17 protein-coding genes are annotated in these 20,668 nt (G+C 65.6%); 10 read left to right on the top strand and 7 right to left on the bottom strand.

Going from position 1 to position 20,668, the window contains the following annotated elements; all coding sequences use genetic code 11:
- Positions 1–17: 17 nt before the first annotated feature.
- The 4 genes from IVA80_RS11685 to IVA80_RS11670 form a co-directional block, all read right to left on the bottom strand.
- Positions 18–554 carry an Mpo1-like protein gene (locus IVA80_RS11685; protein WP_346347990.1) on the bottom strand — a complete coding sequence of 179 codons (537 nt, stop codon included), beginning with the start codon at positions 552–554 and terminating at the stop codon, positions 18–20.
- 153 nt (positions 555–707) lie between these two features.
- A complete protein-coding gene (locus IVA80_RS11680) occupies positions 708–1,373 on the bottom strand; it encodes an OmpA family protein (RefSeq protein WP_247429414.1) in 666 nt (221 codons plus the stop codon).
- Positions 1,373–1,789: a hypothetical protein gene (locus IVA80_RS11675; protein WP_247429411.1), complete on the bottom strand. Its 417-nt coding sequence runs from the start codon at positions 1,787–1,789 to the stop codon at positions 1,373–1,375. The genes IVA80_RS11680 and IVA80_RS11675 overlap by 1 nt, the downstream gene beginning before the upstream one ends.
- 90 nt (positions 1,790–1,879) lie before the next feature.
- Positions 1,880–4,465, bottom strand: a complete 2,586-nt coding sequence (locus IVA80_RS11670) for a UvrD-helicase domain-containing protein (RefSeq protein ID WP_247429408.1) — start codon at positions 4,463–4,465, stop codon at positions 1,880–1,882.
- 237 nt (positions 4,466–4,702) lie between these two features.
- Between IVA80_RS11670 and IVA80_RS11665 the strand changes: the two genes are divergently transcribed.
- The gene (locus tag IVA80_RS11665) at positions 4,703–4,876 is read left to right on the top strand and encodes a DUF1328 domain-containing protein (RefSeq protein WP_247429404.1); all 174 of its coding nucleotides are present in this window, start codon (positions 4,703–4,705) and stop codon (positions 4,874–4,876) included.
- Positions 4,877–4,879: 3 nt separating this feature from the next.
- On the opposite strand, the gene IVA80_RS11660 is transcribed toward IVA80_RS11665, so the two are convergent.
- The gene (locus IVA80_RS11660; protein WP_247429401.1) at positions 4,880–5,374 is read right to left on the bottom strand and encodes a thioesterase family protein; all 495 of its coding nucleotides are present in this window, start codon (positions 5,372–5,374) and stop codon (positions 4,880–4,882) included.
- A gap of 87 nt (positions 5,375–5,461) precedes the next feature.
- Here IVA80_RS11660 and IVA80_RS11655 point away from each other — a divergent pair, with 87 nt between their 5' ends.
- The 3 genes from IVA80_RS11655 to IVA80_RS11645 all read left to right on the top strand — a co-directional run bounded on the left by IVA80_RS11655 (position 5,462) and on the right by IVA80_RS11645 (position 8,762).
- On the top strand, positions 5,462–6,886 hold the full coding sequence (locus IVA80_RS11655) for an FAD-linked oxidase C-terminal domain-containing protein (protein ID WP_247429399.1): 1,425 nt from the start codon (positions 5,462–5,464) through the stop codon (positions 6,884–6,886).
- 91 nt (positions 6,887–6,977) lie between these two features.
- Positions 6,978–8,282, top strand: a complete 1,305-nt coding sequence (locus IVA80_RS11650; protein WP_247429397.1) for a Spy/CpxP family protein refolding chaperone — start codon at positions 6,978–6,980, stop codon at positions 8,280–8,282.
- Positions 8,283–8,399: 117 nt separating this feature from the next.
- Positions 8,400–8,762 (top strand): hypothetical protein, encoded by a 363-nt coding sequence (locus IVA80_RS11645; protein ID WP_247429391.1) that lies wholly within the window; start codon positions 8,400–8,402, stop codon positions 8,760–8,762.
- A gap of 4 nt (positions 8,763–8,766) precedes the next feature.
- Here the strand turns inward: IVA80_RS11645 and IVA80_RS11640 are convergent, their stop codons facing one another.
- A complete protein-coding gene (locus tag IVA80_RS11640; RefSeq protein ID WP_247429389.1) occupies positions 8,767–10,434 on the bottom strand; it encodes a SulP family inorganic anion transporter in 1,668 nt (555 codons plus the stop codon).
- A gap of 158 nt (positions 10,435–10,592) precedes the next feature.
- A complete protein-coding gene (locus IVA80_RS11635; protein WP_247429387.1) occupies positions 10,593–12,068 on the bottom strand; it encodes a caspase family protein in 1,476 nt (491 codons plus the stop codon).
- Between the two features lie 416 nt (positions 12,069–12,484).
- Between IVA80_RS11635 and IVA80_RS11630 the strand changes: the two genes are divergently transcribed.
- The 6 genes from IVA80_RS11630 (at position 12,485) to IVA80_RS11605 (ending at position 20,638) form a co-directional block, all read left to right on the top strand.
- A complete protein-coding gene (locus tag IVA80_RS11630) occupies positions 12,485–13,516 on the top strand; it encodes a TRAP transporter substrate-binding protein (RefSeq protein ID WP_247429385.1) in 1,032 nt (343 codons plus the stop codon).
- Between the two features lies 1 nt (position 13,517).
- Positions 13,518–15,404 carry a TRAP transporter large permease subunit gene (locus IVA80_RS11625; RefSeq protein WP_247429383.1) on the top strand — a complete coding sequence of 629 codons (1,887 nt, stop codon included), beginning with the start codon at positions 13,518–13,520 and terminating at the stop codon, positions 15,402–15,404.
- Positions 15,405–15,416: 12 nt separating this feature from the next.
- Complete coding sequence (locus tag IVA80_RS11620; protein WP_247429381.1) at positions 15,417–16,394, top strand: NAD(P)-dependent oxidoreductase; 978 nt, start codon at positions 15,417–15,419, stop codon at positions 16,392–16,394.
- Between the two features lie 59 nt (positions 16,395–16,453).
- The gene (locus IVA80_RS11615) at positions 16,454–16,693 is read left to right on the top strand and encodes a hypothetical protein (RefSeq protein ID WP_247429379.1); all 240 of its coding nucleotides are present in this window, start codon (positions 16,454–16,456) and stop codon (positions 16,691–16,693) included.
- A 124-nt stretch (positions 16,694–16,817) separates the two neighbouring features.
- Entirely contained in the window at positions 16,818–19,247 is a 2,430-nt protein-coding gene (locus tag IVA80_RS11610) for an EAL domain-containing protein (protein WP_247429489.1), read from the top strand.
- A gap of 92 nt (positions 19,248–19,339) precedes the next feature.
- Positions 19,340–20,638 carry an MFS transporter gene (locus IVA80_RS11605; protein WP_247429377.1) on the top strand — a complete coding sequence of 433 codons (1,299 nt, stop codon included), beginning with the start codon at positions 19,340–19,342 and terminating at the stop codon, positions 20,636–20,638.
- The last annotated feature ends 30 nt before the right edge of the window (positions 20,639–20,668 follow it).

Below are 20,668 nucleotides of genomic sequence, written 5' to 3'. Positions count from 1 at the left end.
CTGTTTCGCTCTGGAAGCTATCGGGTTGAAAGGGAATTGGTCGGAAGAGGCGCCAGAATCGCGGCAAGGTCGCGACGGAAGCCCAATGCAATGAATAATTTCGCCATGACAAACATCGGTCCAAGCAGGAAATGCGTAGGGTGGTCGACCATCGACGGCTGCCGTTCCTCGAAAAACTTGTGGCCCACGATTTGCGCTGCGATGCCGAATCCGATCAGCACCACAAAAATCGACCACATCATGACCATCGAGACCTGATTGCCGATTGCGGTTGCGACCGAAAGCAGCACGATCATCGCGGCGAGGATGCCGAGCCCGATCCCGGCGTCCAGCATCAGCCAGTAGACCAGCACCGGCAGGGCCAGAATCACGGCCAGGCTCACCTGGATCCCTAAGATGGGGAAATGCACGAAGGTGAGCGGTAGCACGGCGCCGGTGAAGAGCAGGAGGATACCGACCACGTGCATCGCGCAGTTCCAGGGATCGCGATGATATTCGACGTAGTCGGCCAGTTGGCGTTGAAAATAACTGGCCATCTCGGTCTCGTGCAGCATGGGGTCGGGAAGGGCGAGAACAGGCTATAGCACCGGATAGAGCAGTGCACAAACCGGTGCTATTGTCGCGCCAAACCTGCTGTTGCGCTGTGAGACAGGTCACAAAACGATCAAGACTTCAAGGGGTTCCGTCGAGCGCCGAAGCGCGTTTGCTCAGCGCTTTTTGGTGGGCTTTTTCGCCGCAGGCGCCGCAGCCGGATGCGCAGGCGTGTCCTCCGGCACTTTGGCGTAGGTCAGGATTTGCAACTGGCCGTTGACGGCGGAGGTCGGCTTGGCCCGGTCGAGAAACTGCTCCTCGCCGAGGCCGATCGGATGCAGCCGCTTGGTCGAGATCTTGAACGTGTTCACCAGCACGTCGCGGATCGCATCTGCGCGGCGTTGGCTCAGGATCGCATTGGCCTCGCGCGTCTTCGCATTGGATTCGACATGGCCGACGATCAGGAAGGTGTAGGGCAGCAGCGAGGCGTGGACCAGCGCGTCCGCGATGCGGCCGACGGTCTGGTAGGACGCCGGCTGGATGATCGGCGTGTCGGCATCGAACTGGATCGCCGCTGTGAAGGTCGGCAGCTTGGTCAGATCGGGCGCGATCAGCGGCCGGTTCACCGGACCCGGATCGTTCTTGATCCTGGCCTTGGCGCGCTCCATCACCTGAAGCTTCAGCGCGGGAAGGTCGACCTCGGCGGCTTCTTCGAAATGGTTCAGCTTGCCGACGATGTCGTCACGGGTCGGCGCCGACGTCTGCGCGCTTGCTGTGCCCGCGAGCAGGGCCAGGCCGAGCGTGACGGCAATGCTGGCGATCGAGAGCCTGTTCGCGCGCATCACCGATATCCCGCGTCGTCGACGGCCTTCAGGCAGTTGTTGCTGATGCCCTTGGGCGTCGAGATCAGGCAGGGAATCGCCTTGCTGGTCTCCTTGGTCGAGCCATTGCAGACCTTGACGATCTCGCGCTGGCAGGCGTTCGCCACCGTGACGCGGGCGGCAACGCGCTTCTGGATGGCGTCGAAGGCGCCGAGATAGTCGCTCTGGCACTGCTGGGACAGCACATCGCGGTTGCGGGACAGGCACTCCTTCAGCCGGGTCGAATCCGGATTGACGCCGCGGCAATTGGCGACGATTTCCGCACCGCAACTTTTCGCCAGCAGCCCGATCGAATCGCCAAAGCTCATGGTCTCCGCCGCCGCAAGCGACGGCATACCTAATGCCAGCACGATCAGTGTGATGGAGCCCCGGACCATGGGCGCATCTGATACGGGGAAGTTCGCGGTGGTCAAGGGGCGTGGAAGGAAGAAACGGCGGCGTAACGCCGCCGCAACAGGGCAGGAGCCTCACGCCCGCACCACAAAACTGTCGACCACCTTCTTCTCGCCGGCCTTGTCGAAGGCGATGGTGAGCTTGTTGCCGTCGATCCTGGTGACGCGGCCGTAGCCGAATTTCTGGTGGAAGACGCGGTCGGAGAGCGAGAATTCCGAGGTCGTGCCGGTGGATTTGGCGACCAGCTCGCCCTCGATCGTCATCGGCCCGCGGCGGCGTGAGGAGAAGCTGCCGAAATCGGGCGAGGACGAAGCGGACGAAAACGACGAGGGCTGTTCCTCGAAGCCGCCGCGGCCGCCGCCATTGCCGCCGCCCCGATTACGGTTGGCCTGGGCGCGCTGCCAGCCCGGAGTTGAATAGGTGGACCCAAACGCCTCCATGTCGTCGAAACGCGAGGCGCCATAGCCGCCGGTGCCGCCCCAGGCCGAGCCACCCTTGGATTCCGTGATCTCGACATTGGCCGCCGGCAATTCGTCCAGGAAGCGCGACGGGATGTTGGTCGACCAGGTGCCATGGATGCGTCGGTTGGTCGCAAAGAAGATCTTTGCGCGGCGGCGGGCGCGGGTCAGGCCGACATGGCCGAGCCGGCGCTCTTCCTCGAGGCCCGCGCGGCCCTGTTCGTCCAGCGTGCGCTGGCTCGGGAACAGGCCTTCCTCCCAGCCCGGCAGGAACACGTTGTCGAATTCCAGGCCCTTGGCCGAATGCAGCGTCATCAGCGATACCGCGTCTTCCTCGGCGCCGCCGTCGCGGTCCATCACCAGCGAGATGTGCTCGAGGAACCCTTGCAGGTTCTCGAACTCCTCCATCGAGCGCACCAGCTCCTTCAGGTTCTCCAGCCGGCCCGCGGCATCCGCCGAGCGGTCCTTCTGCCACATCTCGGTATAGCCGCTCTCGTCGAGCACGATCTGGGCCAGATCAGTATGCGCGGTGACCTCGCGCTGGGCGCGCCAGCGGTCGAACTGGGCGACGACGTCGCGCAGCGATCCGCGCGCCTTCGGCTTCAGCTCGTCGGTGTCGATCACGGCACGTGCCGCCTCGAACAGCGGGATGCGGCGCTTGCGGGCGTGATCGTGCAGCATCTGCACGGTGGCGTCGCCAAGGCCCCGCTTGGGTACGTTGACGATGCGCTCGAAGGCGAGGTCGTCGGCGGGTGAATTGATGACGCGCAGATAAGCCAGCGCGTCGCGGATCTCGGCGCGCTCGTAGAAGCGCGGGCCCCCGATCACGCGATAGGGCAGGCCGAGCGTGACGAAGCGGTCTTCGAACTCGCGCATCTGATAGGATGCGCGCACCAGGATCGCGATCTCGTTGAGCTTCTCGCCCTGGCGCTGGAGCTGCTCGATTTCCTCGCCGATGCCGCGGGCTTCCTCTTCCGAATCCCACGAGCCGGTCACCGTGACCTTCTCGCCGTCATGGTCCTCGGTGCGCAGCGTCTTGCCGAGGCGGCCTTCATTGTGCGCGATCAGGTGCGAGGCGGCAGCGAGGATGTGGCCGGTCGAGCGGTAATTGCGCTCGAGACGGATCACCTTGGCGCCGGGAAAATCGTGGTCGAAGCGCAGGATGTTGTCGACCTCGGCGCCGCGCCAGCCATAGATCGACTGGTCGTCGTCGCCGACGCAGCAGATGTTTTTGGTCTTCTCCCTCTCCCCGCTTGCGGGGAGAGGGTTGGGGTGAGGGGGACTCTCCACGAGCTCGGTGCTTGGAGAGTCCCCCTCACCCGCCACGCTGCGCGTGTCGGCCTCTCCCCGCAAGCGGGGAGAGGCGAAAGATTGAGACGCCGGCGCCTGCGACAGCAGCCGCAGCCAGAGATACTGCGCGACGTTGGTGTCCTGATATTCGTCGACCAGGATGAATTTGAAGCGCTGCTGGTATTGCCGCAGGATGTCCGGATGCTCGCGGAAGATGCGGATGTCTTCGAGCAGCAGATCGCCGAAATCGGCGGCGTTCAAAATCTTCAGCCGCTCCTGGTAGCTCGCATAGAGCTTACCGCCCTTGCCGTTGGCGAAGACGGCGGCTTCGCCCGAGGGCACCTGCGACGGCGTCAGGCCGCGGTTCTTCCAGCCGTCGATTAGCCCGGCCAGCATGCGCGCCGGCCAGCGCTTGTCGTCGATGTTCTCGGCTTGCAGGAGCTGCTTCAGCAGCCGCACCTGGTCGTCGACGTCGAGCACGGTGAAATTCGACTTGAGCTGCGCCAGCTCGGCATGGGTGCGCAGGATGCGGCCGCCGATGGAATGGAAGGTGCCGAGCCACGGCATGCCTTCGACCGCATGGCCGAGCATCTGACCGAGCCGATGCTTCATCTCGCGCGCGGCCTTGTTGGTGAAGGTCACCGACAGGATCTCGGCGGGGCGGGCGCGGCCCTGGCTCAGGATGTGGGCGATGCGCGTGGTCAGCACGCGCGTCTTGCCGGTGCCGGCGCCGGCCAGCACCAGAACCGGGCCGTCCAGCGTCTCCACAGCCTCGCGCTGCTCGGGATTGAGCCCGGACAGATATTTCGGGCCCACCGAGGCGCGCGCACGCGCGGCGATGCCGCCGGCTGCGGGCTGGTGGTCGGGGACGCTCTGGGACGTGATCTTGCTCGGCTCGGTCATGCGAATCATGGGCCCCACGATGGCACCGCGGGGTGGCGGAAGGGAGCCTTCATAACAGGGATTACTCCCCATATGGGGCGCCGGTGCGGGGTTTTCCACGTGCGCGGCGGGCCGATTTGTTCCTCCGGCTCAGGCGAATTTCCGCCTCGGGCGGGTCGGAACCATCGTTCCCGCATCGAGATTGTCTGGGCGAGTGGCGCGGCCAGCCGCGCCGGCGCAGACAGACATCAAGACGAGGGTTTGACCATGCTAGGCTGGGTTGTGACATTTCTGGTTATCGCACTGATCGCCGGTATCTTGGGCTTCGGCGGCATCGCCGGCGCTTCGGTCGAGATCGCCAAGATCATCTTCTTTATCGCCGTCGTGCTGTTCCTGGTCTCGGCCGTGTTCGGATTGGTCCGTGGCCGCAACAGGGTCTAGCGCCTATCGCTTCGAGGGCATCGCGATGTTTCGGCCGATGCCCTCGGGCCGCGGCACGGCGCCGTGGGCCCTGGCGACCGCGGCGATACGCTCGCGGATATCCGGTGGAAACGGTGCGACCTTGCGCAAGTTCATGTCCATGTGAAGGGACATGTTCTCGGAGGTGGCCGACAGCCAGCCTTCGGCCGCGTGACGCAACTCCTGGAACGTGTGCAGCCGCTTGTCGTCAGCCTCCAGAAGCCAAACCGACACCTGCACGGGATCGCCGAGGTGGATCTCGCGCAAATACCGCACGTGGCATTCGGCAGTGAAGGTCGAGCCGCCTCGCTCCTTCATGTAGCCCGGCCCGATCCCAAGCTGTAACCACATCTGGTCGATCGCGCGGTCGAACATCACGTTGTAATAGGCCATGTTGAGATGGCCGTTATAGTCGATCCATTGCGGCTCGATCTGCATGATTGATGAGCGGAACGGCTCAGCGGCGGCGATCTCTGGCATGTTTCCTTCCCTGGCTATGCGTCCGATCGCTTGACTTGACCGGTTAGATGTCCTTTGCCACGGTTCTTCTGTCGGGAGGAATTGTCCGTGGGTACGACCATCACCAATAATCCGCCGCGGCCGGAGCCGAAAGCCCTCGCAAGCGCGCTGGAGCAGCTTGCCGCACGCTTCGGCAACCGCCTCATCACCTCGCAGGCCGTTCGCGAGCAGCACGGCCACACCACGACGTGGATCGCCAACCAGCCGCCGGACGGCGTGGTGATGGCGCAGGAGACCGCCGACATCCAGGACGTGGTGCGGATCTGCGCAAAAAATCGCGTGCCCGTGATCGCTTTCGGCACCGGCACTTCGCTGGAGGGCCAGGTCAATGCGCCCGCGGGCGGCATCTCGATCGACCTGCGCGACATGAACAAGGTGCTCGCGGTGCATGCCGAGGACCTCGACTGCGTGATCCAGCCCGGCGTCACCCGCAAGGCGCTGAACGAGCACCTGCGCGACCAGGGCCTGTTCTTCCCGATCGATCCCGGCGCGGACGCGTCGCTGGGCGGCATGGCCTCGACCCGCGCCTCCGGCACCAATGCGGTGCGCTACGGCACCATGCGCGACAGCGTAGTGGCGCTGAAGGTCGTGCGCGGCGACGGCGAGATCATCACCACCGGCACGCGCGCCAAGAAATCCTCCGCCGGCTATGACCTGACGCATCTGTTCGTCGGCGCGGAGGGTACGCTCGGCATCATCTCGGAATTGACCATCCGCCTGCGCGGCATCCCCGACACGATCGCGGCCGGCGCGGTGTCGTTCGAGACCGTGCACGGGGCGTGTCAGGCGGTGATCCTGGCGATCCAGACCGGCATTCCCGTGGCGCGCATCGAACTGCTCAATGCCGCGCAGGTGCGGGCCTGCAATGCCTATTCGAAGCTGACGCTGCCGGAAACGCCACTGCTGCTGATGGAATTCCATGGCAGCGAGATCGAGGTCGCCGAGCAGTCCAGGGCCTTCGGCGAGATTGCGAAAGAGTGCGGCGGCGGCGATTTCTCCTGGACCACCAAGCCCGAGGATCGCACAAAACTGTGGCAGGCGCGGCACGATGCCTATTGGTCGGTGAAGGCGCTGCGGCCCGGCGACAGCATCGGCGTGGTCGCAACCGACGTCTGCGTGCCGATCTCGCGCCTGGCCGATTGCGTCGGCGAGACCGAGGAGGATCTGAAGCGGCTCAATCTGTTGTCGCCGATCGTCGGCCATGTCGGCGACGGCAATTTCCATTGCTCGCTGGTCTGCGACACCAACGACGCCGACGAGATGGCGCGCGGCGAGGAGTTCATGCATCGCCTGGTCGAGCGCGCCCAGGCCATGGACGGCACCTGCACCGGCGAGCACGGCATCGGCCAGGGCAAGCAGAAATACCTCAAGGCGGAACTCGGCCCCGAGGCGCTGGACGCGATGCGGGCGCTGAAGAAGGCGCTCGATCCGCAGAACATTTTTAACCCCGGCAAAATCGTGCCGGAGGTCTAGCGACCGGGCACGGAACTTTCGGCAGGCCCAGCCGGTTCCAATTCCCGCCAAGTTGCGATGCCTCAATGGCGCGGCTCTGCGGGAGGATGCGATGTTGCGACCGATCCTTGGAATTGCCGTGATGGCGCTGGCCTGCCTGCTGGCAGGCACGGCTCTGGGGAAGGGCGGCCACGGCGGTGGGCATGGTGGCGGGCATGGCGGCGGGCACGGCGGTGGTCATCACGGCGGTGGCCATTTTGGCGGTCGCGGCTTCGGGCACGCGCACGGCGGCGGACATCATCGGGGGATGCGGTTTGCGACCGGCGCCCGACGGGGCGGCCCGAATTTCGGTCAGATCCGGAATGCGGCCGTCCGTCCCGGAAGCTTCCGCAATGCGCTGAACGTCAACGCCGGTGCATTCCGCAACGGCCGGCTGATCAGCAATCCGGCGGCGCGGGCCCAGATCGCAGCTGCGGTCGCGCTTGCCGGCTGGCATGGCGCAAGCCGCGGTTGGTGGCAGCATGCGGGGGGCGGCTACGGCTGGGTCGGGCCGCTGTTCTGGCCGTTCGCCTATAACGATCTCTACGATTACACAGTCTGGGGCGACGGCCTCGGCTTCTGGGGCTACGGCTATCCGGACATCTATGCCGGCATCTTCGGTCCCTATGGCTATGACGGCCTCTCGGCCTATCTGCCGCAACGTCCACAAGGACGACGGCGCGCGCGAGGCGCTCCGCTCGATCAGCTCTGCGGCAGCGATCGCCGCGAAATCGTCGGTTTGCCGATCGACCAGATCGCAGCTGCGGTGCAGCCGACGGATGCGCAAGGCGGAAGCCTCGACGAACTCGGCAATGCCTCGATCCAGGCGGCGGAGCTGATCCGCGCATCCTGCCCGGCGCAGGTCGCGGCGACGGCGCCCGGTCGTCTGGCGGCGATGCAGCAGCGCATCGAGGCGATGGAGAAGGCTGTCGATCTCGTTCAGCCCGCACTCGACAGATTTTACGGTTCGCTTACGGACGAACAGAAGGCCCGCTTCAATGCGTTGTCCACGGATCAGCGTCGTGCGACGGCGTCGAACAATGCCAGTGGATCGCAGGTGCAGAACTGCAGCGCGCCCGCCGCGCTCGATTGGCCCGGCGCCGAGATCGAGGACAGGCTTCATCCCGACGACACCCAGCGCGCCGCGCTGCAAGTGCTCCAGGACAGCAGCGCCAGGGCCAGCGCATCGCTCAAGGCGGCGTGCCAGCCCAGCGACGTGATGACGCCGCCGGCGCGCATGGCCGCGATCCGCAAGCGGCTCGACGTGATGCTGGACGGGATCAAGTCGGTCCGCGCCGCGCTCGAGGATTTCTACGCCACGTTGAATGACGAGCAGAAGGCGCAGTTCGAGGCGATCGGGCCGCGCCGCACGTCCTGAACGCGTCGCGATCCACCGCTGTGGCGGAAAAACCGCCTCGCCCACCTCGACCAGGTTCAATATGCTGGGCGTCGCTGAAGCTGGAAGTTGCAGGGGAAGACCACGGGTGGCAGGGCGATGAAGTGGTTCGCAAGGCGAGAGCCGCGGCACATTTGGGATGAGCCGATCCAGTGGCCGCTCGGCGACATCGAAGCCGCCGAGCGCATCCGCGCGATTTGTGAGGCTGCAGTCGCAAGCGCGGCGGGGGCCGGTTGCAACAACAAACGCGACAGCGAGCGCTACGAACGCGCGGCAAAGGTGGCGATGGAAGTCGCGATGAAGATATCAGACGGACTGATGCGCGACGATGCAGTCCGTCGCATCGTCGATCTCTGCATGAAGGCGAATGATCTCAAGACCGCCCAGATCCTGTTTCGCGCAATCCACGCCGGCTGGATCCGCGAAACGGTACAGCGAGATTATCCCGCGCTGTCGCAGTAAGCTGCTATCTGGCCAGCGTGCGCACGGCCTCGTCCACGCTGTAAAAGACGTGCTCCCGAGGCAGGGCATCGAACAGCTTGAACCGCTCGAACGCGTCCTGCGCTCGCACCGACTCCAGCCGCGCCAGCGCGACCGTGACACCCTGTTCGTTGCACGCCTTGAACACGTCGAGCAGGATCTGCGCGGCGGTGAAGTCGATCTCGATCATGCCGCTCGCCTCCAGCACCAGCAATTGCGGCGCCGACGTGCTCAGCACCTTGGTGACGTCGCTGCGAAAACCCGGCGCGTTGAGGAACGACAGCGGCGCCTGGAGCCCGATCACGGCGACGCCGGCGATGCGCTCGCCGGTGATGTGCGGATGTGCCGGCCACCAGATCGTGGTGCCCGGCACGCGCTCGAACTCGACCAGCTTGGCGCGCGTGGTGCTCCAGATGCCGTGCAGCAGCGACAGCACGATGCCGAGGAACGCGCCCTGCTGGATCGGCAGCACGATGATCAGCGCGGCGGTGGCGACGATCAGCAGGAATTCGCCGAAGGACTGCTGATAGATCGTGACGATCTGCTTCACACGGATGATGCGCAGCGCCACGAACAGCAGGATGCCGCCGAGCGCGGCGTCGGGAACGTGTTGCAACAATCCGGTGCCGAACGCGAGCAGCGCGAGCACGAGTGCCGCAGCGGCAAGGCCTGCGAGCTGCGATTGTCCGCCGGTCTCGGCGACGATCCCGGTCCGCGGCGGGCTGGCATTGACAGGAAACGCGCCAAACAGGCCGGCCAGGACGCTGCCCGCGCCCGCACCGAGGAAATCGCGGTCGACGTCGGCCGGCTTGTCGGGATCGGACGGGAACGACCGCGTCGTCGCGGCGGTTTGCACCATCACGACGACCGTGATCACGAAGGCGAGCGGGACGAGGCGCACCCACTGCTCCGGCGCAAGCTCGGGGAAGGTCGGCCGCGGCAGCGTGCCCGGCACGGTACCGACAACACTGACGCCCCTGCTCTCGAGTCCGAGCCCGATCACGGCCAACGTCGCGGCGACGAGCCCGATCAGCGCGCCCGGAATCTTGGCGCTGATCTTCTCGGAGATGAAGACCACGGCCAGGACACCGAGGCCGATACACAGCGTGAAGGGATTGGTGCGTCCGAGTTCGCTTGCGAGCACGCAGATGCGGTCGAGCGTCGGCCCGCCCGGTGCTTCGACGCCGAGCACGCCCGGCAATTGCGACACGACGATGTGGACGGAGATGCCGGCAAGAAAGCCGACCATGACGGGCACCGACAAGAGGTTCGCGATGCCGCCGAGGCGAAAGGCGCCGCCGGCCAGCATCATCGCGCCGACCATCAGCGCCAACGCGATCGCAAGCCCCCGATAGTCGGGCGAACCGGCGGCGGCGAGCGCAGCAAGGCCGCCGGCGAAGATCGGCGTGATCGTGGAATCGGCGCCGCAGGACAGGAAGCGATTGCCGCCGAGCAGCGCAAAGCCGAACGGGCCCGCCATGAAGGCGAAGAAGCCGATCTGCGGCGCAAATCCGCCGAGCCGCGCGGTGGCCATCTGTTCGGGTATCGCAATCGCCGCCAACGTCAGCCCCGCGATGAGATCGCCGGGCAGGGAATAGAATCCGAGCGACCGGAATAGCGGCCATGCTTGCTCGGCGTGAGCGTCGTTCGGCATCGTGCTGGAGTCCCCGGAAAGGCTGGCGGTTGGCGATCAGACTACAGCATTTCCGGATCGGGAGGCGGCAGACTGCGCAACGCCGCGGCCATCAACAGAAATGTCCGGGTGACTGTTGGTTCTCTGCGGCCTCTCCGTCGTCATTGCGGGAGGTCGTCTCAGTACCGACCGCGGTCGTTGTGATAATCGCCGCCGCGACTGCCTCCCATGCCCAAGCCAATGCCAACACCAACACCAATGCCTTGCATCACGGCGCCGGGCGGCGGGCCGGGAGGCGGCGCGCGCTCGTAGACCACTTCGTCAGGCGGCGGCCGGCGCCTGGGCGGCGTATCGACAACCTTGCGCTTGGGCGGCGTGTCGTCGACGCGCCTCTTGATAACAGGCGCAACCGTCGGATTGATCGGCGTCGCTGGGGTTGACGGCGCCGAGCACGGGCAGGTCGGGGCCAGCGCGACGGCGATCGGAGCAGGGACAGCCGCCACCGTGGCGGGCACGACGTAGCTGCGGTTCTGCACGCGCAGCAGCAGCCTGCGCGCGGTGGCCGCGAGATCGCTGTTGTCCCAGTTCGCCAGATAAGCCTCGAACGAGGCGCGGGTGTTGATCGCGGTGGCGCGCTCCCAGGCCAGCATCTGGCGCCGGCGCTCCAGGATCGTGCGCAGGCGCGGCGTGAACGAGGCCTGCGCGTACAGTTCGACATAGGCCTGATACGCCTCGACGGTGTCCTCAGTGATTACGAGCTCATAGGCGACCTTGGCATCCTTGCCCTGCAAGTCCTTGCGCCAGTCCGCGACGCTGCGCGTGCCGCTGGCGAGCGCCATCGAGCCTGCGCCCGGAAGGGACGGTTGCTGACCGCGGCTCTCGCCGAAGAACTTGAAGTCGGTCGTCAGCGACGAGCTTTCCCAAGGGATCTGACGTCCGTCGGTGGACTGCGCGACGGCGATGCGGATGCGCTTGAAGACTTCCTCGATCGGCAAATTGGGCTGCTTGGCGACAGTCAGCGCCGCGGTGGTGTAGGGGCTGTCGGCGCCGGAGCCGTCTTCGGCTTCGGAGCCTGGCGAGGTGGAATAGGAGATGAAGGAGCCGGGCGCGCCGGCCTTGGTGTCGACGATCGCAAGCCCGTGGCCGGCGCCGCTGAGCGCCGGAAACGGATTGTTGCGGCAGGCATCTAACATGAAGATGCGCGCCCGTGTCGGCAGCACGCCGAGCGTGTTGAGCAGGTCGTTCAGCCGCACACCCTGGAGCGGAATGTCGGCCTCGCGCTTGGGATCGAGATCGACCGGCACCAGATAGTTCTCGCCGTCGATCTGGAGGCCGTGGCCGGCATAGAACACCAGTGCGACGGTGTCGGCGCCGCTGGCGCTGACCTTGCCGGCGAAATCCGAGATCGCAGCGCGCATCTCGTTTTGCGCCAGGTTGGCCGCCGTGGTGACGGTGAAGCCGGCATTGCCGAGCAGCTCCGTCATGCCCCTGGCGTCGTTGGCGGCGTTGGGCAGCTCCGGTACCGTGCGATAGGCCGATTGACCGATCACCAGCGCGAGCCGCGCCTCGGCGGCGGCGTCCGTTGGCGTCATCAATTGCGTGAGCGCGACAAGGCCGGATGCAAGAAACAAATGACGAAGGACTGGACGGCGCACGGTGTCACCTCCATCGGCAATGCGCACGATGATGCCACCTTTTCTAGGTCGCCGCCATGACGCCGTCTGTGCGCTGGATCACGCAAGCTGGGGCAGGGTGTCCGCCAGAGCTGGTGGAGCATGGTTCTGGCGGCATCCATGTGAATCGCGCATTGATCCATGCGCCAATTGGATTGATCCCCGGTGCTGCGCGAAAGCATCCTCTCGCGCATCGGGCGCCGGGCCGTTCTCATCGAGAATACCGGAAAAACGTGGTCGTTTCGCCGCGCGCCGATGCGGTCGATATTCGCAGCACGCCGCTTTGCGACGGCCGGCCGCAACCCTTGCCTGCCTCGTCGCTTTGGCCATACAGTCCGCGCAACAGGCCGCGGCAAAGATCGCGGCCGTAGACAAAAACATTGGGGAGAGACCGCACCATGACCATCGTGCCCGTGAGCCGTCGCACGTTCATCAAGTCGTCGACGGCGGTGACCGCCGGCCTCGTGCTCTCTCCCGCCATCATCGGCCGCGCTGAAGCCGCGACGTTGAAGCTGAAATGCTCCTCCTCGCTGCCGAACGATCCCAAATACGCCAACGGCCGCGTCTACTACGACAATCTCGTCAAGAACCTGAAGTCGAACGGGCTCGGTGAGCAGATCGAGGTCGCCTTCTTTCCCGACAATCAGCTCGGGCAGGAGATCGACGTCATCAACTCGGTGAAGCTCGGCGTCATCGACCTCATGGTGTCGGGCTCGTCGATCTCGGCCAACCTGGTGCCGTTGGTCGGTACCTTCGACCTCGGGTTTCTGTTCTCGAGTTTCCCCCAGCAGACCAAGGCGTTCGACGCCGGCGCCGCCAGGCCGATCGAGGACGCGCTGCTCAAGGGCGGCAACATTCGCATCATCGCCTGGGCCTATAATTTCGGCTCACGCAGTGTGCTGGCGAGGAAGCCGGTGAAGACGCCGGAGGATCTTGCCGGCCTCAAGATCCGGACGCTGCCAAATCCGGTGATCACGGAATGCCTGCGTCTGATGGGCGCAGCCGCGACGCCGCTGGCATTCGGCGAAATCTACACCGCCTTGCAGGCCGGCGTGTTGGATGGGCTGGAGCACGATCCGCCGACGATCCTGGCCAGCAAGTTCTTCGAAACTGCAAAATTCTATGCGCTGACGCAGCACAATTTCTCGCCGCTCGCGATCTACTTCAGCGACATGACCTACAACCGCATGGATCCGAAGCTGCGCGACGGCTTTCTCGATGCTGCGAAGAAGGCCGCAGCCGACACGCGTGCCCATGGGCTTGCGGTCGAGAAGGAAGCGCTGTCGGCTTTGACCGAGAAGGGCGTGACGGTCGCCGAATGCGACCGCGAGGCGTTCAGGAAGCGCGTGGCGCCGCAGACCGACAACTTCATCAAGGCGCGGCCGGAGTCCAAGGCCGTGATCGACATCATCCGCGCGACGCAAGCTTGAGATGGCCAAGTCTGAGATGGCCAAGTCTGAGATGTGGACGGGCGCCGTGTCTGTCTCGGGCGGCCGCCACGGGAGCATCGCGCTACTGCTTCGCTTGAGCGACGCGACCGCGGCCATCCTCCTGGCCGCCGATCTCGTGGTGGTGTGCGCTTCCGTGCTGCTGCGTTTCTGCTTCAATGCGCCGGTCGAATGGTCCGACGACGTCGCGCGCGGCCTGATGGTCGGCTCGGCCTTCTTCGGCGCCGCGAGCGCGCTCGCGCGCGGCGAGAATGTCGGCGTGTCCTTCTTCCGCGATCTGCTGCCGCTGCGGTTGCGCACGCTGGTCGATGCCGCGAGCGCGCTTCTGATCGTGCTGATCTCCGGCTATGTCGCCTACAATGCGATCAAGCTGGGTTCATTGACGGCCGGCCAGACCACCGGATCCGGCCTGCCGCTGGAACTCACCTTTTACCCGATGGGCATCGGCGCGCTGTTCATGACGGTGTTCGCGATCGACCATCTCTGCGCAAGGCCGCTCCCCGACATCGTCAGGGGCCTCGTCGCGATTGCCATCGTGACCGGCCTCTATCTCGCCTGGGATTATCTGTCGCCGTCCACCGTGCCGTCGGCGGGCACGCTGATGCTGATCGGCTTCTTCGCAACCCTGTTCGGCGGATTGCCGATCGGCTTTGCGCTGGCGCTGGCCGCCCTGGTCTTCATCTGGGTCGAGGGCGCGCTGCCTGGCGTGATCTTCGCCCAGCAGATGGCGCGCGGCATCGACAATTTCGTGCTGCTCGCGATTCCCTTCTTCATCCTCGTCGGCTACCTCATGGAAGCCAACGGCATGTCGGTGCGGCTGATCGAGCTGTTGCAGCGCGGGGTGGGGCGCATGCGCGGCGGCCTGAACGTCGTGATGGTGGCTTCGATGGTGCTGTTCTCGGGCATCTCGGGTTCGAAGATGGCCGATGTTGCCGCGGTCGGCTCCGTGCTGATCCCGGCGGCGCGACGCTCGAAGCAGAACCCGGGCGGCGCGGTGGCGCTGCTTGCCGCGTCCGCGGTGATGGCGGAAACCATTCCGCCCTGCATCAATTTGATCATCTTGGGGTTCGTGGCGAACCTGTCGATCGGTGGTCTCTTCGTCGCGGGCCTGTTGCCCGCGGCGCTGATGGCGCTGGTCCTGATCGCCGTCTCCATCATCTTCGGCAAGCGCCCGGCCGAGGCCGAGGACGTCGAGCCGCAGGTCCCGGTGTCGGGCTTGTGGAGCGGCGCAATCGCCTCGTTCGGCCTGATCTTCATGATCTTCTTCGGCTTCAAAAGCGGCTTTGCCACGGCCACCGAGATCTCCGCCTTCGCCGTGGCCTATGCGCTCGTCGTCGGCAGTCTCGTGTTCCGCGAACTCAGCTTCAAATCGGCCGCGCACAGCTTCGTGCAGGGAGCGACGCGCGCAGGGCTCGTGCTGTTCATCGTCGCCGCGGCGCAATCGCTCGCGTTCACGCTGACCTTGCAGCAGGTGCCGCATGCGGTCGGCGAGATCATGCTGGGACTATCCAAGACCAGCGGCGTCTGGATGTTTATGCTGCTGGCAATCGCCGTGCTGATCGTGATGGGCTCGGTGCTGGAGGGCGCCGCCGCGCTCATCATCTTCGGGCCGCTGCTGCTGCCGGTCGCCGTGCAGCTCGGCATCGATCCCCTGCATTTCGGCGTCGTGCTGGTCATCGCGATGGGCATCGGCCTGTTCGCGCCGCCGCTCGGGCTTGGGCTCTACGGCGCATGCCTGATCGGCAATGTGCCGATCGAACAGACGGTGAAGCCGATCATGGGCTATCTCGGCCTTTTGACGGTCTGCCTGCTCGTGATCGCGTTCGTGCCATGGCTCTCGACGGCGCTGCCGCGCGCGTTCGGCTATTGAGGGAGTGTTGCCGTGAAAGTCCTGCTGGCCCACACGCCGGAGATGCGCCGCAATTACTACGGCGACCGCAGCCTGAACGGCCTGCGCGCGAGCGCCGAGGTGATCCTGCACGAGAGCGATGATACGCTGGACGCAGCCGGCCTCGTGCGCGCCGCGCAAGATGCCGACATCATCGTCGCCGACCGCATGACCGAGGGCCGCGGCGAGATCTTTGCGCAATTGCCGCGCCTGCGTGCCTTCGTCCGCTGTGCCGTCGACATCCGCAACATCGACCTCGATGCAGCCTCGAACGCCGGCGTGCTCGTGACCCGCGCCGGTCCGGGCTTCGTGCAGGCGGTGGCCGAGCTTGCGCTCGGCTTCATGGTCGATCTCTCCCGCGGTGTGTCGCGGGCGACGGCGGATTACCAGGCTGGCCGCAAGCCGGAGGCACGGATGGGCCGTCAGCTCGCCGGCAGCAAGATCGGCATCATCGGCTATGGCAGCATCGGGCGTTACCTCGCAGAGGTCGCAAAAGCGCTGCGCATGGAGGTGCTGGTCGCCGACCCCTTTGCGACCGTCGAGGACGGCGCGATCCGGCAGGTCGGGCTCGACGAACTCCTCGCCGCGTCGGACTACGTCGTCTGCCTGGCAGTTGCCAACGAGCAGACCGAGAACCTGATCGGCGAGGCGGCGCTGGCGCGCATGCAGCGGGACGCCGTCTTCATCAATCTCTCGCGCGGCAATCTCGTCGACGAGGCCGCCTTGGCACGGGCGCTGCGCGAGAAGCGCATCGCCGGCGCGGCGATGGACGTCGGCCGCGCGCCCGACCAGATGCCGACACCGGAGCTGGCAAAGCTGCGCAACGTCGTCGCCACGCCTCATGTCGGCGGGCTGACGCCGCAGGCGATCGAATACCAGTCGCTGGAAACGGTGCGGCAGGTCGAAGCGATCGTCAAAGGCGAAATCCCGCCAGGCGCCGTCAACGCCGACCGCTGGATGCGGCGGCCTTGAAAGGGCAAGGCTATCGCAGATGACGTGGACGCTTTGTGCGCTGAAGCTTCGACGCCGTCGTGGCCGGGCTTGTCCCGGCCATCCACGTCTTACCCAGCGGGACGAAGAACGTGGATGCCCGGGACAAGCCCGGGCATGACGGCCTCCTGCGTTTGCTTATTCCGTTGCCCAGCCCGAACGGCCGCTACGGCCGCTCGACGGATTTAAAGGTCCCGTCCCACTGGATGATCGTCAAAAACACCTTCGGCGGCGCATCGATCATGCGCGGGCCGACTGCTTGCGGGTCAATCGTTAACTAAGCCGCGCAATGTGAAACGATCCGGTTCCGAAATTGTGCGGTTCTTAACTGCATCCTTGTCCGGTAGCAGTTCCGGTAGCTCAACCAGAAGTGGGCCGCCGCGTCGAGGGGACTTGCGGATCAAGATGGGCGGGCGCGATCAGAACGATCAGGATCGGGAACGTGTGGCCGGGTGGTGGCGTGTCGCGCCGCTGCTCGGACTCTATCGCCCTGCGCTCGTCGCAATCGGCGTCGGTCTTCTATTCTCGGTCGTGGGCGCCGCCGCTGTGGCGCGATGGGAACACCGCGTCAACGGGATCGAGTTCGAGAACGCGGCCGAAACCGAAGCGATGGTCATGCAGAACGGCATGAACGAGTACATCAGCAGGCTCGTCGCGCTGCGCACGCTATTCGAATCGACCAAGGAGGAAATCAGCCGCAGCGAGTTCGAGACTTTCAGCGCCCGGCTGTTCGAGCGTCACCCCGGCATGATGCGCATCGCCTGGCTGCCGCGCGTCAACCGCAAGGAGCGCGCCGAATACGAGGCGGCTGCGATCACGGACGGCGTGTCCGGCTATCGCATCAAGTCGCTCCAGGGCGAGGGCTTCAGGGTCGCGCCGCAGAGCGATGAATATTTCCCGGTGTTCTACTCGACCCAGCCGAAGACGTCGTCGGTCTACGGCATGGATTACGCGACCGTCCCGGACCGTCGCGCAGTCCTCGAGCGCGCGCGCGACAACGACGGCGTCGCTGCCATCCGCACCCGCCTTTACGAGCCAAAGGAGGGCGGCCGGCTGCCGGACGTCCTCGTCGCCATTCCCGTCTACGCCAAGGGGACCTCGCGCGACACGGCGGCGGACCGGCGCCGCAATCTGGCGGGCTTCGTCGTCGGAGTCTTCGATCTGCCGCTGCTGATCCAGTCCATTCGCGTGACCACGGGAGCCAGCCGCGCGGTCAGTGTGAACGTCTATCCGCCCTTTACCGGGCGGATCGTCAGCCTGGAACAAACGCTGCCGGATTATTCGTCGGCCGCCACGTCGCCGCAGTCGATGCGGGACGTCGCCCGGGCGCTGCACTGGTCGGGCAGCCTCAAGATCGGGGATACCGACTGGCAGGTGCGCGCCGTGCCGACGGCCGGCGGCTCGCTGGAGACGACCTACGACCGCGCGGCCGTAGTCATCATTGTCGGCATGTTGCTGACGTTGTCGCTTGCAACCTACCTCATGCTCGCGAGCCGCAACTCGCGGCGGCTGTCGCTGGCGAACCGGCGGATGCTGGAGCTCGCCCAGACCGACACCCTGACCGGGCTGCCGAACCGCGCCTTCTTCCTCACCCGGCTCGACCTGATGAACAGCCAGTTGAGCGTGAGGGGCCTGCCGTTCTCGATCCTGATGCTCGATCTCGACCGCTTCAAGAACGTCAACGACTCGCTCGGCCACGGTGCGGGCGATGCGCTGCTGCGCCAGGTGGCGCTGCGGCTGAGATCTGCGCTGCGGGCTACCGACGTGCTTGCGCGGCTCGGCGGCGACGAGTTCGCCATCATTCAGGAGGCTTGCGACGATCAGCGGGCCTTCGCGACTGAACTCGCCGCGCGGATCGCGAAGCTGGTGGCCGAACCGTTCCTGCTGCTCGGCCATCGCGTCGAGATCGGCACCAGCATCGGCATCGCGATCGCACCGGACCATGGCAGCGACCAGGAGCAGTTGCTGAAGAAGGCGGATCTCGCGCTCTACCGCTCGAAATCGGCCGGCCGCAACTGCTTCACCATCTACGACGAGGCAATGTCGGCCGAGCTCGAGGCTGGCAATACACTGGAAGGCGATTTGCGCGATGCCATCGCACAGTGCCAGCTCGAAGTGCACTATCAGCCCTTTGTGGACGTCGCCAGCGGTGGCCGTCGCGGCTTCGAGGCGCTGGTGCGCTGGCGGCATCCGAGCCGCGGCCTGATCCCGCCGGATCAGTTCATCCCGCTTGCCGAGGAGACCGGGCTGATCGTGCCGCTCGGCGAATTCGTGCTGCGGCGTGCCTGTGCGGACGCCGCGGCCTGGCCATGCGATCTCATGATTGCAGTGAACCTGTCGCCGATCCAGTTCAAGGAAGCCGATCTGTTCGAGACGATCTGCGCGGCGCTGGCGGATTCCGGCCTGCCGCCGCAGCGGCTGGAGATCGAAATCACCGAATCCGTGCTGCTGGAGCGCGGGGTCGAGAACCACGCTTTCATGGAACGGCTGAAGCACGTCGGCATCGAGCTTGCGCTCGACGATTTCGGCACCGGCTATTCCTCGCTGAGCTATCTGACCGCGTTCCCGTTCGACAAGATCAAGATCGACAAATCCTTCATCCGCAACCTCACGCATCAGCCGCGCAGCTCCGCCATCATCGCCTCGATCGTGACGCTGGCGCGCGGACTGGACATGTCGGTCACCGCCGAAGGCGTCGAAACCCGCGAGGAGTTCGAGCGGCTGACCGCACTCGGCGTCAATTTCGCGCAAGGCTATCTGTTCGGACGCCCGCAGCCGGTCCACCAGATCGTTTTCGACGCATCCGTTCAGCCTTCGCAGCGCGACGCGGCCTGAGCATGCCGCCCAAAGCGGCTGTTACGAAAAGCGCTTGACCTGGGCGGCCCCGGATGGTCGGTAGGGCCGTCCAGGGATGAAATAAACACAATATGCGGCTTCCGTTCTTCTACGGCTGGGTCGTGGTCGCCGCGACCTTCGTGACCATGGCCATTGGCGTCAACGCACGCACCGCGTTTTCGTTGTTCTTTCCTCCCATTATCTCCGAATTCGGCTGGGAACGCGGTGTCACTGCCGGCGCGTTCTCCTTCGGCTTCGTCGTGTCGGGCATCGTCAGCCCGCTGATCGGCCGCCTGATGGACCGCGCCGGCCCGCGCGCGGTGATGGAGCTCGGCGTCGTGCTGATGGGCGGCGGGCTGCTGCTGGCGCCGCTGACCAGCACGCCCTGGCATCTCTACGTGACCATCGGCGTCATGGTCGGCGCCGGCAGCGTCTGTCTCGGTTATTCCGGCCAATCGCTGTTCCTGCCGAACTGGTTCATCCGCAAGCGCGGCTTCGCCATCGGCATCGCCTTCGCCGGCGTCGGCATCGGCTCGGTCACGCTGCTGCCATGGGTGCAGCACATGATCGAACAGACCGGCTGGCGCACCGCCTGCACCGCGATGGGCCTGCTCGTCCTGCTCGTGCTGGCGCCGGTCAATCTGTTCCTGCGCAAGCGCCCCGAGGACATCGGCCTTCAGCCGGATGGCGACGCCGCGCCGTCCGCGGGCGCCGCAAAGCCCGCCTCCAACATCGTCGATCCCGTCTGGGTCGGCACCGACTGGACCTTGCGGCGAGCGGTTGCGACCGCGCGCTTCTGGTGGATCGCACTCGGATATTTCAGCGGCTTGTACATCTGGTACGCGGTGCAGGTGCACCAGACCAAATTCCTGCTCGACATCGGCTTCAGCCCGAGCGCCGCGGTATGGGCGCTCGGCATCGTCAGCCTGCTCGGCATTCCCGGACAGATCCTGCTCGGCCATGTCTCCGACCGGATCGGGCGGGAATGGGTCTGGGCGATCAGCTGCGCAGGCTTTGCGATCTGCTTTGCGGCGCTGATCGCGCTGAAGTATCAGCCTTCGTTCTGGCTCGTCTATCTGATGGTGTTCACGCAAGGTGCGCTCGGCTACGGCCTCACCTCGATTATGGGCGCGGTGGTGTTCGAGATTTTTCAGGGCAGGCAGCAGGGCAGCATCTTTGGCACGATCATGCTGGCGGCATTGGCGGGCGGCGCGGCCGGACCATGGGTAACCGGCTTCCTCTATGATCGCGCCGGCGACTATACGCTCGCCTTCGGCATCGCCATGGTCGTGAGCGGCTTGTCGGCGTTCGCGATCTGGCAGGCTGCGCCACGCAAGGTACGCGCGGTCGCGGGCCGGTTGCACAGGCTCCACGCTGGAACCGCTAAATAGGTTCCGCATGCACCGGCCGAGGAGTCATCC

Source organism: Bradyrhizobium sp. 139 (assembly GCF_023074175.1).
GTDB lineage: Bacteria > Pseudomonadota > Alphaproteobacteria > Rhizobiales > Xanthobacteraceae > Bradyrhizobium.
Note: the sequence above shows the minus strand (reverse complement) of the source record. Positions and strands in the feature narration are given on the sequence as shown.

Bases quoted from the DNA above. Each gene is read 5' to 3' on its own strand.
- IVA80_RS11665 (WP_247429404.1), top strand. From the start codon at position 4,703: ATGCTAGGCTGGGTTGTGACATTTCTGGTTATCGCACTGATCGCCGGT.
- IVA80_RS11640 (WP_247429389.1), bottom strand. From the start codon at position 10,434: ATGCCGAACGACGCTCACGCCGAGCAAGCATGGCCGCTATTCCGGTCG.
- IVA80_RS11630 (WP_247429385.1), top strand. From the start codon at position 12,485: ATGACCATCGTGCCCGTGAGCCGTCGCACGTTCATCAAGTCGTCGACG.
- IVA80_RS11685 (WP_346347990.1), bottom strand. From the start codon at position 554: ATGCTGCACGAGACCGAGATGGCCAGTTATTTTCAACGCCAACTGGCC.
- IVA80_RS11675 (WP_247429411.1), bottom strand. From the start codon at position 1,789: ATGGTCCGGGGCTCCATCACACTGATCGTGCTGGCATTAGGTATGCCG.
- IVA80_RS11670 (WP_247429408.1), bottom strand. From the start codon at position 4,465: ATGATTCGCATGACCGAGCCGAGCAAGATCACGTCCCAGAGCGTCCCC.
- IVA80_RS11660 (WP_247429401.1), bottom strand. From the start codon at position 5,374: ATGCCAGAGATCGCCGCCGCTGAGCCGTTCCGCTCATCAATCATGCAG.
- IVA80_RS11645 (WP_247429391.1), top strand. From the start codon at position 8,400: ATGAAGTGGTTCGCAAGGCGAGAGCCGCGGCACATTTGGGATGAGCCG.
- IVA80_RS11650 (WP_247429397.1), top strand. From the start codon at position 6,978: ATGTTGCGACCGATCCTTGGAATTGCCGTGATGGCGCTGGCCTGCCTG.
- IVA80_RS11605 (WP_247429377.1), top strand. From the start codon at position 19,340: ATGCGGCTTCCGTTCTTCTACGGCTGGGTCGTGGTCGCCGCGACCTTC.
- IVA80_RS11680 (WP_247429414.1), bottom strand. From the start codon at position 1,373: ATGCGCGCGAACAGGCTCTCGATCGCCAGCATTGCCGTCACGCTCGGC.
- IVA80_RS11625 (WP_247429383.1), top strand. From the start codon at position 13,518: ATGGCCAAGTCTGAGATGGCCAAGTCTGAGATGTGGACGGGCGCCGTG.
- IVA80_RS11610 (WP_247429489.1), top strand. From the start codon at position 16,818: ATGGGCGGGCGCGATCAGAACGATCAGGATCGGGAACGTGTGGCCGGG.